Here is a 15,695-nt window from a genome sequence, read left to right as displayed (position 1 = left end):
CTGATCGAGCGGTGAGAAGGGCGGGCTCAGAGCAGGCGGGAGATCGCCTCCCCCGCGCTCTTCATCGCCGCGGCGGGCTGGGCCTGGCCGATGAGCACCGCCTGCACCTGTTCGGCGATCGCGGTCTCCATCTGTCCGTAGGCGGGGTACTTCCACAACGGACTGGGCTTCGCCGTCGCGGTGACCGATGACGTGAACGCCTCGACGAAGGCGTTCGAGGTCACCGCATTCGACGACAGCGCGGCATCTGTCGTCGGCGGTAGGCCGAGCGCGGTGAAGTACGTCTCGCTCTGCGCAGTGTCGCTCGTGAGCCACGACGCGAAGTCGGCCGCCGTCTGCGCCCCCTCGCCGTCGACGACGACGATGAGGTGCCCCCAGAGGACGTGCTGCGGAGTCTGGCCCGCCTTCAGCACCGGCCGGGCGATCGGGGTCATCTTGTCGCCGAGCGAAGCATCGGGCGACTGCGAGAGCACGGCGGATTTGCCCACGGGGGCATCGTCGTAAATCGCGGTAGATCCCTGGGCGAAGAGGGTTCGCGCCGCGGCACGGTCGACGTCGGGGGCGATGAGCCCCTCGTCGTAGAGCTTCTTATACCACTCGACGGCCTTGATCGACGCCTCGTCTCCGATCGCAGACTCGTCGCCGTCGACGATCGGCGATCCGAAGGTCTGCATCCACACGACGATGTCCTTGAGCTGCGCGGCCTTCGTGCTCGCCGCGTAGGGGATCACCCCGATCCCCTTGAGCGCACGCAGGCCCTCCTCGAACTCCTCGATCGTGGCGGGGGTGAGCGACGCCCCGGCACGGTCGAACAGCTCGGCGTTGCCGATGAGGCCGACGGCGCCGATCGTCCAGGGCAGTCCGAGCTGCTTGCCGTCCGACTTGCCCGCCCCCAGTGCGGCGTCGGTGTACCCCTTGCCCTGCGTGAACGCGGACAGGTCGGTGAGCTTCCCGAGTGCGGCGAGCGCCGACAGCCAGGCGACGTCGAGCTGCGCGGCACCGGCGAACTGACCGCCTCGCACCTGCAGCGTCAGCTGATTGAGGTAATCGTTGTACGGATAGGCGACCGTGTCGATCTCGATGCCCTCGGCCTGCCGGAAGCTCGACAGGGCGGATTCGATCGCCGGCTTCGCCGCTTCCTCCGACAGGCTCCACGACGAGAATGTGAAGTCGGTGGCGGTGCCGCCGCCGGGTGTCGCGGCAGGCGCACCGGAATCTCCCGGGGCGCAGCCGGCGAGCCCGAGCACGGCGGCGCCGCCGATGCCGAACACCGAGTACCGCAGCAGCGTGCGCCGCGAGATGTCCTGGACCATGAATTCTCCTTCGAATCGGGTGGGTGGATCAGCCCTTGACCGCGCCGGCGGTGATGCCGCCGACGAGGAAGCGCTGGAGCAGGATGAACGCGACGCACACGGGCACCGACACCACGAGGGATGCCGCCATGAGCGCGGGCCACGAGGTGCTGGCCTCGGAGATGAAGGTGTTCACGAGGCCGGGCGGCAGCGTCTGCCGATCGGGCCCGGCGAGGGTGAGCGCGAAGATGAAGTCGTTCCACCCGCGGACGAAGGCGAACAGGCCGGCCGCGACCAACCCCGGCGCCGCCAGCGGGAACACGACCGAGTGGAAGATGCGCCACGGACCGGCGCCGTCGATGCGCGCCGCCTCGATGAGGTCGTCGGGAAGCGCGTCGAAGAAGCCCTTCAGCATCCAGACGCACAGCGGCAGGGTGAAGGTCGTGAACGACAGGATGAGCGCGAGGTAGGTGTTCAGGAGACCGAACTGCGCGAAGACGAGGTAGAGCGTGACGAGCAGCAGCGCCTGCGGGAACATCTGACTCGACAGCACGAAGTACATCAGCGACTTGCGGCCCGCGAAGCGATACTTCGAAAAGGCGTATCCCATGTACATCGACACCACGACCGACAGCACGGCGGTCACAACCGACACGATCACGCTGTTGCGGAGGTAGCCGAAGATCTGCTCGTTGCCGAAGACCGTCGCGTAGTGCTCGAACGTCACCTGTGTGGGGAAGAGGGACGGCGGGAAGGCGAACACGCGGTCGCTCGGGGTGAGCGAAGTCACGAGGAGCCAGTACACGGGGGCGAAGCCGAAGAGGACGATCACCGCGAGCGCGGTCCACATGCCCCAGCGGATGCGACCGCGTCGGCGGCGGGTCGGAGCCGGCTGCGCCGGGGCGGCCGAGTGAGATGCCGCGGGTGCGGGCGTGGGAACGGGGGTGATGGTGCTCATCGTGAGCCTTCCTTCTCGCCGCGCTCGGAGAGCCAGACGTACACCACCACGAGCACCGTCAGCAGCGCCATCCAGACGATGCCGAGCGCGCCGGCGTGACCCAGGTCGTAACCGCGGAAAGCGGTGTCGTACACCTCGGTGGCGAAAGTGCTGGTGGTGCCCGCGGGACCGCCGCCGGTCAGCACGAAGATCGTGTCGAAGTGCTGGAAGTTCCAGATGAACTCGAGCAGCACGACCAGAGCGGCGACGCCGCGGATGTGCGGCCACGTCACGGCGAAAAATCGGCGGACGACTCCGGCTCCGTCCATCGAGGCCGCCTCGTGCAGTTCGCCGGGGACCGTCTGCAGTGCGGCCAGCAGCATGACCATCACCCAGGGGAAGGTGTTCCACGTCTTCGCGATGATGAGCGCGCCGCGAGCAGTGTCGGTCTGGAAGAGCCAGGCGACCGGACTGTCGATGGCGCCGAGGCTCATGAGGATGCCGTTGAGCACACCGTAGTTGGCGTCGAAGATCCACATCCAGAGGAACGAGACGACGACGCCGGGAATCAGCCACGGGATGAGGAAGGCGCCCCGCAGGATGCGCTGGCCCGGGAAGCGCTGATTCAGCACGAGCGCGAGCGCGAGCCCGATCAGGAACGGCGCGATGGTCGCTCCCACGGTGAAGATGAGGGTCTGCCAGACGAGCCGACCGAAGTCATCTGCGAGGACGGCGGACAGGTTCTCGAGCCCGACGAACTCCATGCCCGGATAGAGCAGATTCTCGTCGAAGAACGCCGAGACGAGCGACCGCAGCAGCGGGTAGAGCACGATCGCGCAGAGCAGCACGAACCCGGGCAGCAGCAGAAAGACCAGGAAGGTGCGCTCGCTCAGCCGCGAGCCGAGTCGGCCCCGCCCGGGGCTCTCGTGAGCGGTCACGCTCGAAGAGGTCATCGTCGTCCTTCGTTTCGTCGTCCGGGCCGTCGTCTGCGACTCCCGGGGGTGGCGACTATCCGCGTCGCCGAACTCAGAGTGCACGACGTGCGCATAGTGCGCAACTGTCATGCACTATGTGCATAATGGGGTGACGGACATCGGCGGCGAAAGCGAGGAAGCATGGCTGCGGAGAAGGGCGCCAATCAGAGCGTCGAGAAGGCGATCACGGTTCTCGAGACCTTCTCGGGGGGTGAACCCATGCGCGTGAGCGATGTCGCGCGCGAAGCCGGGATCGGTCAGTCGACCGCGTCCCGCCTGCTCGCGACTCTCGAGGCCGGCGGGCTGGTCGAGCGCGATCCGCAGACGTCGCTGTACTTCCTCGGCGCCGAGCTCATAACCCTCGCGGGCATCGCGATCAATCAGAACCGGGTACACCGAGTCGGCCGTCAGATCGCGCAGAGCCTCGCCGGAGAGATCGGTCTCGGCGTCAACATCGCCCTCCTCCGCGGCGCGGAGCTGGTCTACCTCTGCAACTTCGAAGGGCCGCTGTCACCGAAGTCGCACACGCTGATGGGGCAGCGCGTGCCGCTGCATGCGACCAGCATCGGCAAGGCCACGCTCATCGGCACGAATCGCGAGAAGCGCCTGCGACTGCTGCCGGAGCTGCCCGGCTTCACCGAGGCGACCATCACGACGCACGAAGCGCTCGACCGCGAGGTCGCGCTGACCGCGAGACGCGGCTACGCGATCGAGGTCGAGGAGTTCGTGCTCGGACGGGCCTCGACCGCCGCGCCGATCCTCGACCGCAGCGGGAAGATCGTCGCGGCCGTATCCATCTCCGGTCCGCTCACGGCGATCGATCTCGAGGCCCGCGGCGCGGAGCTGGGCCGCACGGTCGTCGAAACCGCCGACCGCATCAGCTCGGGCCTCGGCTATCAGGGCCCGGCCTGAGCCTTGCGGTCCGAGCGGCGACGCCCCGCCCGCGCGATGAAGAACAGGATCGTCCCGACCACGATGTAACCGGCGGTGCCCAGCCACACCGGCCCCGTCTGCTGGGTGAGCAGCACGACGCTGGCGATGATCGCGAGCACGGGCACGACCCGGGGCACCGAGAAGTGCTTGTGCTCGACCTTGTCCTTCTTCAGCACCAGGACGCTGATGTTCGCCGACAGGAAGACCAGCAGGAGCAGCAGCACCGTCGTCTCGGCCAGCGTTCCGATGTCGCCGAGGACCGTGAGGAGCATCGTGGCACCGGCGACGACGAGGATCGAGACCCACGGCGTGCGGCGCTTCGACAGCACACGGCCGAAGGCGTGCGGCAGCAGACCCGACTCGGCGAGACCGTAGCCCACGCGGCTGGCCATGACCATGAACAGCAGGGCACCGTTGGCGATGGCCACAAGGGCGATGAGGCTGAACAGCCACGGCGGGATGGCGACGCCGCTCGCGGTCACGACATCCAGCAACGGGCCGGTCGACTCGGCGAGCTCGGCCGGCGGCACGACGATGACGGCGCCGATCGCGATGAGCAGGTAGACGACCGCCGCGGTGATGATGGCGCCGAAGAGGGCTCGCGGGTACGACTTCGACGGGTTCTTCACCTCTTCCGCCATATTGGCCGCCGCCTCGAAGCCGAGGAACGAGAAGAAGGCGACGATGGATGCCGCGAACGCCCCCTGCAGCGGAGGCACATCCGGGGCGAACTCGAAGATGCGCGCCGGCTCGCCACCGCCCCCGGCGAAGACCATCGCCGCGACGAAGATGACGATGACCAGGCCCGAGACCTCGATGATCGACGCCACGAAGTTCGTGGCGAGCGACTCGCGCACCCCCCGCAGGTTGATGAGGGTGAGTACCGCGATGAAGGCGATCGCCACGGGGATCGGCGGGATGTCGAAGAGCGCGGCGAAGTAGTCGCCCGCGAACGCGTTCGCGAGCGCCGCCGCCGTCGTGATGCCCGACGCCATCATGAGGAAGCCCACGAGGAACGACAGGAACGGGATGCCGAACGCCTTGTCGACGTAACGGGCGGCGCCGCCCGCGTGCGGGTATTTCGTGATCAGCTCCGCGTAGGTGCCGGCGGTGAGCAGCGCGACGACGAGCGCGATCAGCAGCGGCAGCCAGATCACACCGCCGACGTCCGTCGCCATCGTTCCGACGAGCGTGTAGATGCCGGCGCCGAGGGTGTCGCCCACGATGAAGGCGAACAGGAGGGGGGTTCCGATGGCCCGCTTCAGTCCAGGCCGATCGTCGGCGATCAGCGCACTGGTGTCGTTGGTCATCGCATCACTTCAGCGCCTCACCCCGAATTCCGACAACCCCTGGCGTCGGCGCGTGATCTGTGATTGTGCACCTGCCACGGGGCGGCGCCCGATACAGGCAGGATGTGAGACATGTCCGATGCCCCCGCTCGCTCGTTCCTCCGCGGCGCCGCCGACCTCGCGCGCGGCTTCGGCTTCTGGTCGCGCCGGCCGGGGGTCATGGCGCTCGGCCTGATCCCCGCCGCGATCGTCGGGCTCGTGCTGCTCGGCGGCCTCATCGCGCTCGGCGCCTTTCTGTCTCAGATCGTCGACGCCCTCACCCCGTTCGCCGACGCATGGCCCGAGCTGTGGGCGACGCTCGTGCGCGTCGCCGCGGGCACCGCGGTGCTCGGCGGCGCGATCGTGCTCGTCGCGGTGTCGTTCACGGCGCTCGCCCTCATGGTGGGTGAGCCGTTCTACGACCGCATCTGGCGAGCCGCCGAAGCCGACCTCGGCGGTCCCGTTCCCGACAGCGAGAGCGGATTCTGGCGCTCGGTCGGCGACGCGGTCGGACTCATCGCCCGCGGTCTGCTCGCGGCGGTCATCGCGGCCCTCGTGGGCCTCATCCCCGTCGTCGGCGGCGTGCTGGGGTCGGTCACGGCGGTGTCGCTCACCGGCTGGCTGCTCGCGGATGAGCTGACCTCGCGCGCCCTGTCCGCACGCGGCATCCTGGCCGCCGACCGGCGCCGTCTCCGCCGTACGCACCGCGCCCGGTTCCTGGGCTTCGGCGTGGCTACGCAGCTGTGCTTCCTCGTTCCGCTCGGGGCCGTCGTCGCGATGCCGGCCGCCGTCGCCGGCTCGACCCGGCTGGCGCGGACGGTGCTGGACGCGCACGACTGAGGTCCCCACGCCCGACGTCAGTCGTGCCGGACCGAATCGGGCTCCTCGTCGCGGATGCGCTCGTTCTCGATCTGGAACGTCGAGTGCAGCACCGATACCTCGAAATGCTCCGCGACGCACGAGCGCACCTCCTGCAGCACCTCGGCCGCATGGCCGTCGGTGAAGCACCGGTCCTCGACGACGACGTGCGCCGTGATGGTCGGAAGCCCCGACGCGACCGTGGACGCATGCAGATCATGCACGTCGGTCACGTGGTCCAGGCGCAGGATGTGTGCGCGGACGTCGTCGAGATCGAGCCCCTGCGGCGTGAACTCCATCAGCACCGACGCCGTCTCGCGCATGAGCTTCACGGCGCGGGGCACGATGAGGGCGGCGATGAACAGCCCGGCGACGGCATCCGCCTGCGCGAATCCGGTCGTCGCGATGACGATCGCCGCGACGATGACGCCGACGGACCCGAGCGCGTCGTTGAGCACCTCGAGGAACGCCGCGCGCATGTTGAAGTTCGCCCCGCGACTCGAGGACAGCACCGCGATCGCGACGATGTTCGCGACGAGGCCGACGACGCCGAACACCAGCAGCTCCAGGGCGGGAACCTCGGGCGGCTCGAACAGGCGACGGATGCCCTCGATCGCGGCGTACACGCCCACCACGAGCAGCAGCGCTGCCTGGGCGAAAGCGGCGATCACCTCGATACGGCGGAAGCCCCACGTCCGGCGGGCGTTGGCCGGCCGCATCATGAGGTTCGCGGCCACGAGCGCGACGAGCAGACCCGAGGCATCGGTGAGGGCATGGGCGGTGTCGGTGAGCAGCGCGAGGCTGCCTGTGACGATCGAACCCACCGCCTGGGTCACGACGATCGCCGCCGTGATCCCGAAGGCGATCCAGAGCTTCGCCCGGAAGTCCGCGGGCTGCCCCGCCTGCGCCGCGTTCACGGGACTGTGGCCGTGTCCGGCGCCCATCAGCCGACCTCGGCCCCGCCGGCGACGGCGCGGGGCCGCCGGAGATGCCCGCACAGCGTCGCGCTCGTCCCCGTCGCGCCCAGCAACGCCTCGGCCGCATCGATGAGTCGCGCGGTCGCCTCCGGCTCGGCGAGGGCGTACCAGGACGATCGCCCGTCGGGTCGCACCGAGACGAGCCCGCACTCGAGCAGGAAGGCGACGTGCTTGCTCACGGTCGACTGTGCGAGCCCGACGTGCTCGACGAGATCGCGCACCCGGTGCTCGCCGTACGACAGATGCTGCAGCACGGCGAGCCGGGTCGGGTCGGCGAGCGCCTGGAAGAGGTGTGCGTAGACCTCGGTCGCGCGCGCGTCGAGCTCCACCGGGACACCGTCACCGAGAGATTCATTCATCGCCACAGAGCGATGATATCGCGCGGAACCGATATGAGACAGAGGTTCGGCGTGCCGACGTCAGCGGGCGCGACGGATGCGGATCGGCCCCTTGGCGGTCGACGGGTCCACGACGGTACCGCGCTGCGTGATCTCGACCTCACCGTCGGCGACGAGCCGCCGCGCGGCACGGCGCGCGGGTTCCATCAGGTCGCGCCACTCCTCGCCGCCGACGGCGCGCGCCGCCTCGGAGGGGCAGATCGTCGCCCCTGCGGCGCGAGCGCTCAGCAGCTCGAGGATCGTGTCGCTCAACTGCGCGTCGACGGGACGGATGCCGCGACGGCGGCAGGCATCCGAGCAGTAGCGGACCTCGTCCCAGTTCTTCGCCCACTTCGCGCGCCACTGCATCTCGCGACCGCACGACGCGCAGGTCTTCGGCGGCGGGGTCGCGGCGGCGGCGGCTCGGGGCATGCGTCCAGTCTGCGCGCGTTCCGGGCCTCGGGTCGGGCCGTTGACAAGCGCCCCGGACACGTTCAGGTGAGCAGGCGCGTCTCGCAGCGAGTCTCGGCGACACCGTCGCCGTCGCGTTCGACGCCCCACACCGCGCCGTCCCGCGACTCGGTGAGCATCTCGACCGGCTCGCCGTCGACATAGAGCACGGCGGCACCCTCGTCGAGGCCGAACCCGTTCGGCAGTGTCCCGTCGGCGATCGCGCGTTGCAGAGCGGGGCGCCGGTCGGGCTGCGAGTCGTAATGCACCCCGACCGATCGGTCGACGAAACCGAGCGCGTCGTCGATCACGGCGACCGGCCCGAACGTCGTGGTGGGGCCGCCGACGTGCCAGCAGATCGCGCCGGCCGAGGTGCCCGCCAGCACGGTTCCCTGATCCGCCGCCTCGGCGAGCACCTCGGGCAATCCGTGCACCCGCCACACGGCGAGCAGGTTCGCGACGCTGCCACCGGCGACCCAGACGAGATCGCTCGCCAGCACGGCCTCGCGGAGGTCCGGCTGGTTCCGCCCGAACAACCGGATGTGGACGGCGTCCACTCCGAGCTGCTGCGCGGCCGCCAGCTCGCGGCCCTCGTCGACGCGCTGGTCCCCCGCGGCGGTGTTCACGAACGCGACCCGGGGCCGCCGTCCCGTCACACCGGTCAGGTCGAGGGCGTACCGCTGCAGCGGGCTGAACTCGACATCGCCCCACTGCGCGGGGCTCCACCCGCCGCACGTGGCCAGGATCGTTCGCCTCTCGCTCATGAGAGCATCACCTCCGGCGCGTTCCAGGCTCGCACACGCGTGGTGATCGTCTTAGCCTGGCGGGATGTCGTTGTCGCCGAAGGTGTACGTGATCCACGAGAACCCCGAGTGGTGGGCGCCCTTCGCGGCCGCGTTCGCCGCCGAAGACGTCCCCGCCGAGCAGTGGCTGCTCACCGACGGATCCATCGAGCTGTCCGCCGAGCCGCCGCAGGGGGTCTTCTGGTCGCGGCTGTCGGCATCGGCGCACACGCGCGATCACGCGCAGTCGAAGGAGTACGGCCGCGCGGTGCTCCGTTGGCTCGAGTCGTGGGGCCGTACGGTGATCGGCGGCAGCCACGTCCTCGAGTTCGAGGTCAGCAAGGTCGCCCAGCATGCCGCCCTGCGGACGAGCGGCATCGACGTCCCGCACACCGTCGCCGTCTTCGGCACCGGTGACCTGAAGGAGCGCGCACGCGAGTTCCCGGTGCCGTTCATCAGCAAGCACAACCAGGGCGGCAAGGGTCTCGGCGTCCGCCGCTGGGACTCCCACGACGAGTTCGACGCCTGGGTCGACGGGCCCGAGTTCGAGGCATCCCCCGACGGCATCACACTCATCCAGGAGTTCCTGTTCGCCCGTGAGCCGTTCGTCACCCGCGCCGAGTACGTCGGCGGCGAGTTCGTCTACGCCGTGCGCGTCGACACGAGCGCCGGCAGCTTCGAGCTCTGCCCCGCCGATGCGTGCGTCGTCGACCCCGCCGCGGGCACGGGCGCCACCCCGGCCTATCCGCCCTTCGCGCTGCGCGACGAGATCACCGCCGACCATCCCCTGGTCGTGCAGCACCGCGACTTCCTTCGCGCCGTCGACATCCGCATCGCCGGGATCGAGTTCGTCGAGACGATCGACGGGCGACTCGTCACCTACGACCTCAACACGAACACGAACTACAACCCCGACGTCGAGGCCTCGGCTCACGCATCCGGGCCGGGCGAGATCGCCCGATTCCTCGGCGGACTGCTCGGCGAAGCACGCAACTAGCGCAGCCCCGCCTCACGCACAACCGATAGGCCGCATCCGAGGCCCTTCCTACGCTGACACCGTGCTCCGAAACCTCGTGATCGTCCTGGGCGACCAGCTCGACCCCGACGCGAGCGCCTTCGACGACTTCGACCCGGCGCAGGATGCCGTCTGGATGGCGGAGGTCGCCGAAGAGTCCACCCACGTCTGGAGCTCGAAGCCGCGCACCGCGGTGTTCCTCGCCGCGATGCGCCACTTCGCCGAGGACCAGCGCGACGCCGGGCACACCCTGCACTACGCGGAGCTCGACGCACGGGGGAACTCGGGCACTTTCGCCGGCCAGCTCGCCGCCGACCTGGAGAAGCTGAAGCCCGAGGCGCTCGTGATGACCGAGCCCGGCGAGTGGCGCGTGCGCGAAGCGCTGCAGCAGACGGCGGATGCCGCCGGCATCCCGCTCGACATCCGCATCGACCGGCACTTCTTCTCGACCATCGCCGAGTTCGCCGAGCACGCCGAGGGCCGGGCGACCCTGCGGATGGAGTACTTCTACCGCGAGATGCGCAAGCGGCACGGCATCCTGATGACCGGGCGCGGGCAGCCCGTCGGCGGCGAATGGAACTACGACGCCGACAACCGCAAGGCGTTCCCGAAGCAGGGTCCCGGTCTCGTGCCGCCCCGCGCGACCTTCGCGCCCGATGAGATCACGCGCGAGGTGATCGCGCTCGTCGACACGGAGTTCGCCGAGCACCCCGGTTCGCTCGACACGTTCGCGTGGCCGGTCACTCGCCCGCAGGCGCTCGAAGCGCTCGACCTGTTCATCGACGAGCGGCTCCCGGGCTTCGGTGACGCTCAGGACGCGATGTGGCCGGGCGAGCCCTGGCTCTGGCACGCGCACCTGTCATCGTCGATGAACCTGAAGCTGCTGCATCCGCGCGAGGTGGTCGCGGCCGCCGAGGAGGCGTACCGGTCGCAGCGTGCGCCTCTTGCGGCGGTCGAGGGATTCATCCGGCAGATCCTCGGGTGGCGCGAGTATGTGCGCGGGATCTACTGGACGCAGATGCCCGGCTACATCCAACGGAACGCTTTCGAGGCGTTCGAACCGCTGCCTGACTGGTACTGGACGGGCGACACACCCATGGCCTGCCTGAGGGATGCCATCGGCACGACGCTCGAGAACGGGTACGCGCACCATATCCAGCGCCTCATGGTCACCGGGCTCCACGCGATGCTGCTCGGCGTCGACCCGCGCGAGGTGCACGCCTGGTACCTCGCGGTGTACGTCGATGCGGTCGAGTGGGCCGAGCTTCCGAACACGCTCGGGATGAGCCAGTACGCCGACGGCGGGCTCATGGGCAGCAAGCCGTACGCCGCGACCGGCAAGTACATCGATCGCATGAGCCCGTACTGCAAGACGTGCCCGTTCGACCCCGCGAAGCGGATCGGCGAGGATGCCTGCCCCTTCACCACTCTCTACTGGGACTACCTCATCCGGCACGAGGCGCCCCTCGCCGAGAACCACCGCATGGCGCTGCAGGTGAAGAACCTGGGCCGCCTCGAGGACGACGAGATCACCGCGATCCGCGCCCGCGCCGACGCCATCCGGCGCGGCGACGTCACCGATTCACGACCATCCGGCCGATGGTGAGATAGTGACGACACCCGAACCCAGGAGCGACGCCATCACCCGTCCGACATCGACGCTCGCGCGCCTTGTCCACATCTCACGGCCCGTTCTGTGGATCAACACGATCGGCACCGGCGCGCTCGGCATGTGGCTGACCGGTCAGCTCATCGACGTCGCCGCGATCCCGCTGCTGATCTGGCTGACGCTGCCGTTCAACTTGCTGATCTACGGCGTGAACGACATCTTCGACCAGGACACGGATGCGCTGAACCCGCGCAAGGGTTCGATCGAGGGCGCGCGCATCGAGCCGCGCGAGGTGAAGCTCATCGCATGGGCGGTGGCGGTCACCAACATCCCGTTCCTGATCTATTTCGTCATCGCGCTTCCGCTCGCCGCCGTCGGGCTGATCCTGCTCTACGCGGGCGTGTTCGTCTTCTACTCCGCCCCACCGCTGCGGTTCAAGGCGCGACCGTTCCTCGATTCGCTGAGCAACGCCGCATACGGCCTGCCGCTGCTGATCCTGCCGGTCGCCCTCGAGGCACCGCCGGTCTGGCCCGCCGTCGTCGGGCTGCTCGCCTGGAGCGTCGCGAAGCACGCCTACGACGCCGTGCAGGACATCGAGGAAGACCGCGAGGCGGGCATCACCACCACCGCGGTACTGCTCGGCCCGCGCGGCACCGCCCTGTGGAGTGGCGCCTGCTGGCTCATCTCGACCGCGCTCTTCGCGCTCGTCAGCGTGCCCGTCGCGCTCGTCAACCTCTCCCTCGCCGGGACCCTCGTCGCCTGGATGCTGCTGCGCCCGACACCCGCGACCGGCCGCAGGCTGTATCCGCTGTCCGTCGCCTTCCCGTACATCGCGGGATCGGTCGCGAGCGGGCTGCTGCTCGCCGCCATGTTCCTGGGAATCTATCCATGAGCCGCATCGTCGTCGTCGGCGCGGGCCTCGGCGGGCTCGCGGCATCCGCCCTGCTCGCCCACGCCGGCCACCGCGTGACGCTGCTCGAAGCGGCCGAGACTGTCGGCGGCAAGAGCCGGCGCATCGAGCTCGACGGCGAGCGCATCGACACGGGACCATCCCTCGTCACCTTCCCGTCCGTCTGGGATGAGCTGCTGCGCCGGTTGGGCGCCGGGCCGCGAACGGGCACGGATGCCGGTGGGCTCGACCTCGTCCGTCTCGATGAGGTCGGCCGCTACTACTACCGGGGCGAAGAGGTGTCGCTGCCCGTGCCGGAAGGGCACCCCTGGTACCCGGCATGGAAGCGATTCAGCGACGAGCACGCACCCCTCGCGGGCGACGTCGCCGCGCTGCTCGTCGCCGACCCGCTCGATCGCGCGTCGCTGCCCGCGCTGCAGCGGTTGCTCGCCGTGTACGGTCGACGCCTCAGCACCCGCGCCTACCTCGACAGCCTCACCTGGATGCCCGAGGGACTGCGCGAGATCATCGCGATCCACACCCTCAACGCCGGCGTCTCCCCCTCCCGCACCCCGGCGTTGTACGCGAGCATGCCCGCCGTCATGGCCGCCGACGGGGTCTGGGTGCCCCGTGGCGGGGTGTTCGAGATCGTCGTCGCCCTGCAGCGGCTGGCGGATGCCGCGGGCGTCGAGATCCGCACCGGCGAGCGCGTCACGCGCATCGAACGCGGGCGGGTCACGACCGAGCGCGATGTGCACGAGGCGGATGTCGTCGTCAGCGGTCTCGACGCGTCACGACTCGACGGGCTGCTGGGGCAGCGGCGCCTCATTCCCGGTTCGCCGTCGCTGTCGTGCTCGGCCGTCGCGGTCTACGGTGTGCTCGAGAAGCCTCTCCCCGAGCGGATCGCCGCGCACAGCGTCATCCTGCCCACAAAGCCCGCTGCCCTGCACCGCAGTCTCGCCGCGGGCGACGAGCCCGCCGACACGATGGCGTTCGTCAACCACTACCGTGCCGGCGAGATCTACCCGAACGAGCGCAGCACCCTCGCCGTGCTGCTGACCAGCCCCGCCGATGGCCAGGGCTACTCGCTCGAACACCCGTTCGTGACGCGCGAGATCGAGCGCATCTCGGGCGTCATGGGCCTCGACGGACTCCTCACCGACGCGATGACCGAGACGACCGTGCTCGACCCCCGCTACTTCGGCTCGTTCGGCGAGCCCCACGGCGCCCTCTACGGCGCATCGCGACCGCTGTGGATGAGCGGCCCGCTGCACCAGCCCGCGCAGCACGACCTCCGCGCACCCTGGCTCTGGCGGGTCGGCGCCTCGGTCCACCCGGGCGGCGGCATCCCCGCCGTGCTCGGCGGCGCGATGATCGTCGCGTCGAAGCTGCTCAAGCGGCATCCGGCCTGAGCCGGCTTACAGCCGAGGAGATCTGCTGCGGTCACGACGGAAGCTCCCCGCGACCACGCGCCCACCGGGCCAGGAAGTACAGCCCGACGCCGACCACGATGAGGATGGCGCCGAAGATCCATACCCGGAGGGTCTGCTGGCTCAGCAGCAACAGGCACGACGCGACGCCGAGCACGGGAACGAACGTCCAGACGCGGAAGTGATCGTGATCGACGCGGTCGCGGCGCAGGACGAGCACCGAGATGTTCGCGCTCAGGAAGACGAAGAGCAGCAGCAGGACGACCGTCTCGGCGAGCAGCGCCAGGTCGCCCACGAGCGTCAGCAGCATCGCGACGAGCGTCGTGGCGAGGATCGCCACCCACGGCGTCTGCCGCCCGGGCAGCACCCGCGACAGAGCGCGCGGCAGCAGCCCCTGCTCTGCCATGCCGTACGTGAGACGGCTCGCCATGATCATCGTCAGCAGCGCACCGTTGGCGACGGCGATGAGCGCGATGAGGCTGAACAGCCACGAGGGGATGGCGACGCCGCTCGCCTCGACGACCGCGAGGAGGGGGCCGCTCGAGCTCGACAATTCTTCGGGCGGCAGAGCGATGCTGCTCGCGAGGCCGACCAGCACGTAGACCAGCCCGGCTGCACCGAGAGCGGCGAACAGCGCTCGCGGGTACATCTTCGAGGGTTCCTTGACCTCTTCGATCATGTTCGCCGACGTCTCGAAGCCCACGAAGGAGTAATACGCGATGATCGCTCCGGCGAGCACGGCCGACGCGACGCCGGTGCCCTCGGGCACCTGCGTGACGCGCGACACATCCCCGCCACCGCCGGCGAGGAGGAACCCGACCACGACCACGACGATCACCAGCCCGGAGACCTCGATGGCGGTCATGACGAAGTTCGCGCCCATCGACTCCCGGATGCCGCGGGCATTGAGTGCCGCGAGCACGGCGAGGAACACGATGGCGACCGGCACCACGGGAACCTCGACGAACGTCTGCAGGTACTGACCGGCGAAGGCGATCGACAGCCCCGCCGCGCTCACGACACCCGCGGCCAGCATGCAGAAGCCGACGAGGAACGACACGAGCCTGTTCTTGAACGCGCGCTCGGCGAAGACGGCCGCGCCGCCGGCCCGCGGGTACTTCGTCACCAGCTCGGCGTACGACCCGGCGGTGAGCAGCGCGAGCACGAGGGCGGCGAGGAGGGGCGCCCACAGCATTCCGCCGACACGCTCGGCCAGCACCCCCATCAGCGCATAGACACCTGCGCCCAGAACGTCACCGAGGATGAAAGCGAACAGCAGCGGTCCGCCGATTCCTCGCCGAAGGCGAGTGGGCACGGGGGTATCGGTCTTGCTCATTCCGCGAACGTTAGATCGCGGAATCCCGAAACCCGTAGCGGGTTGACAGCAGACCCGCGGATGAGCCCAGACCCCGACCGCGCGGCCGACCGCGGGCGAGGCGGTAGCCTCACCTCCGTGCCCAGACGCACACGAGCGTCGGAAACGGAGGCCGGGCTGCGCAGCCTGCTCTCACTCGTCGGCTACGAAGCCCGCGCTTCGTCGAGTTGACGCAGGCGCGCGGTGATGCCGACGAGGCCCGTGCTCCACGCGACCGTGACGGCCACGGCACCCGACGTCGACGCGATGATCCCGGCGGGCGACCCGCTCATGCCGGCCACGATGGCCCAGGCGATGAGAGCCAGCAGCGCGATGGCCGATCCGACCGGCAGCCAGGTCCTCGCCGTTTGCAGGCGGGACGCCTCTCGCGTCGCACGGTCGGCGGGCTGGTTGGCGAGGGCAGTGCTCATGGATACGACGCTATGCGGGCTGAGTGGGCCGCGCCTCCGCCGTACGGCGGAACCCTCGC

Annotated in this window: 16 protein-coding genes; 6 read left to right on the top strand and 10 right to left on the bottom strand. The window is 69.6% G+C overall.

The window, feature by feature from the left end; translation table 11 throughout:
• Positions 1 to 26 precede the first annotated feature (26 nt).
• The 3 genes from ACI2K6_RS09625 to ACI2K6_RS09615 are packed head-to-tail and all read right to left on the bottom strand — an operon-like array spanning position 27 to position 3,182.
• On the bottom strand, positions 27 to 1,313 hold the full coding sequence (locus ACI2K6_RS09625) for an extracellular solute-binding protein (protein ID WP_404568481.1): 1,287 nt from the start codon (positions 1,311 to 1,313) through the stop codon (positions 27 to 29).
• Positions 1,314 to 1,341: 28 nt separating this feature from the next.
• Complete coding sequence (locus tag ACI2K6_RS09620; protein ID WP_269268368.1) at positions 1,342 to 2,250, bottom strand: carbohydrate ABC transporter permease; 909 nt, start codon at positions 2,248 to 2,250, stop codon at positions 1,342 to 1,344.
• Positions 2,247 to 3,182, bottom strand: coding sequence for a carbohydrate ABC transporter permease (locus tag ACI2K6_RS09615; RefSeq protein WP_023953611.1), 936 nt, complete (start codon positions 3,180 to 3,182; stop codon positions 2,247 to 2,249). The genes ACI2K6_RS09620 and ACI2K6_RS09615 overlap by 4 nt, the downstream gene beginning before the upstream one ends.
• Before the next feature lie 162 nt (positions 3,183 to 3,344).
• On the opposite strand from ACI2K6_RS09615, the gene ACI2K6_RS09610 reads away from it, so the two are divergent.
• Positions 3,345 to 4,115, top strand: coding sequence for an IclR family transcriptional regulator (locus tag ACI2K6_RS09610; protein ID WP_323986866.1), 771 nt, complete (start codon positions 3,345 to 3,347; stop codon positions 4,113 to 4,115).
• Here the strand turns inward: ACI2K6_RS09610 and ACI2K6_RS09605 are convergent.
• On the bottom strand, positions 4,100 to 5,446 hold the full coding sequence (locus tag ACI2K6_RS09605; protein ID WP_323986868.1) for an APC family permease: 1,347 nt from the start codon (positions 5,444 to 5,446) through the stop codon (positions 4,100 to 4,102). The genes ACI2K6_RS09610 and ACI2K6_RS09605 overlap by 16 nt on opposite strands.
• Before the next feature lie 111 nt (positions 5,447 to 5,557).
• Between ACI2K6_RS09605 and ACI2K6_RS09600 the strand changes: the two genes are divergently transcribed.
• Positions 5,558 to 6,304, top strand: a complete 747-nt coding sequence (locus ACI2K6_RS09600) for an EI24 domain-containing protein (RefSeq protein WP_323986870.1) — start codon at positions 5,558 to 5,560, stop codon at positions 6,302 to 6,304.
• 17 nt (positions 6,305 to 6,321) lie between these two features.
• Here ACI2K6_RS09600 and ACI2K6_RS09595 read toward each other — a convergent pair whose 3' ends face one another.
• The 4 genes from ACI2K6_RS09595 to ACI2K6_RS09580 all read right to left on the bottom strand — a co-directional run bounded on the left by ACI2K6_RS09595 (position 6,322) and on the right by ACI2K6_RS09580 (position 8,890).
• Positions 6,322 to 7,266, bottom strand: a complete 945-nt coding sequence (locus tag ACI2K6_RS09595) for a cation diffusion facilitator family transporter (RefSeq protein WP_404568480.1) — start codon at positions 7,264 to 7,266, stop codon at positions 6,322 to 6,324.
• Complete coding sequence (locus ACI2K6_RS09590) at positions 7,266 to 7,658, bottom strand: ArsR/SmtB family transcription factor (protein ID WP_404568479.1); 393 nt, start codon at positions 7,656 to 7,658, stop codon at positions 7,266 to 7,268. The genes ACI2K6_RS09595 and ACI2K6_RS09590 overlap by 1 nt, the downstream gene beginning before the upstream one ends.
• A 60-nt stretch (positions 7,659 to 7,718) precedes the next feature.
• A complete protein-coding gene (locus ACI2K6_RS09585) occupies positions 7,719 to 8,108 on the bottom strand; it encodes a DUF3253 domain-containing protein (protein ID WP_404568478.1) in 390 nt (129 codons plus the stop codon).
• Between the two features lie 62 nt (positions 8,109 to 8,170).
• Positions 8,171 to 8,890 (bottom strand): Type 1 glutamine amidotransferase-like domain-containing protein, encoded by a 720-nt coding sequence (locus tag ACI2K6_RS09580; protein ID WP_404568477.1) that lies wholly within the window; start codon positions 8,888 to 8,890, stop codon positions 8,171 to 8,173.
• A gap of 64 nt (positions 8,891 to 8,954) precedes the next feature.
• On the opposite strand from ACI2K6_RS09580, the gene ACI2K6_RS09575 reads away from it, so the two are divergent.
• From ACI2K6_RS09575 to ACI2K6_RS09560, 4 genes are all read left to right on the top strand, one after another.
• Positions 8,955 to 9,905: a RimK family alpha-L-glutamate ligase gene (locus ACI2K6_RS09575; protein WP_404568476.1), complete on the top strand. Its 951-nt coding sequence runs from the start codon at positions 8,955 to 8,957 to the stop codon at positions 9,903 to 9,905.
• A 61-nt stretch (positions 9,906 to 9,966) separates the two neighbouring features.
• Positions 9,967 to 11,529 carry a cryptochrome/photolyase family protein gene (locus ACI2K6_RS09570; protein WP_404568475.1) on the top strand — a complete coding sequence of 521 codons (1,563 nt, stop codon included), beginning with the start codon at positions 9,967 to 9,969 and terminating at the stop codon, positions 11,527 to 11,529.
• A 4-nt stretch (positions 11,530 to 11,533) separates the two neighbouring features.
• The gene (locus ACI2K6_RS09565; protein ID WP_404568474.1) at positions 11,534 to 12,424 is read left to right on the top strand and encodes a UbiA family prenyltransferase; all 891 of its coding nucleotides are present in this window, start codon (positions 11,534 to 11,536) and stop codon (positions 12,422 to 12,424) included.
• Positions 12,421 to 13,833, top strand: coding sequence for a phytoene desaturase family protein (locus ACI2K6_RS09560; protein ID WP_404568473.1), 1,413 nt, complete (start codon positions 12,421 to 12,423; stop codon positions 13,831 to 13,833). The genes ACI2K6_RS09565 and ACI2K6_RS09560 overlap by 4 nt, the downstream gene beginning before the upstream one ends.
• A gap of 31 nt (positions 13,834 to 13,864) precedes the next feature.
• Here ACI2K6_RS09560 and ACI2K6_RS09555 read toward each other — a convergent pair whose 3' ends face one another.
• Both ACI2K6_RS09555 and ACI2K6_RS09550 read right to left on the bottom strand, forming a co-directional pair.
• Positions 13,865 to 15,187: an APC family permease gene (locus ACI2K6_RS09555; RefSeq protein ID WP_274179161.1), complete on the bottom strand. Its 1,323-nt coding sequence runs from the start codon at positions 15,185 to 15,187 to the stop codon at positions 13,865 to 13,867.
• Positions 15,188 to 15,369: 182 nt separating this feature from the next.
• A complete protein-coding gene (locus tag ACI2K6_RS09550; RefSeq protein WP_274179160.1) occupies positions 15,370 to 15,636 on the bottom strand; it encodes a hypothetical protein in 267 nt (88 codons plus the stop codon).
• Between the last annotated feature and the right edge of the window lie 59 nt (positions 15,637 to 15,695).

Source organism: Microbacterium sp. NPDC006705 (assembly GCF_044903545.1).
Taxonomy (GTDB): Bacteria; Actinomycetota; Actinomycetes; order Actinomycetales; family Microbacteriaceae; genus Microbacterium; species Microbacterium plantarum.
This window is presented reverse-complemented; position numbering and strand designations above follow the sequence as displayed.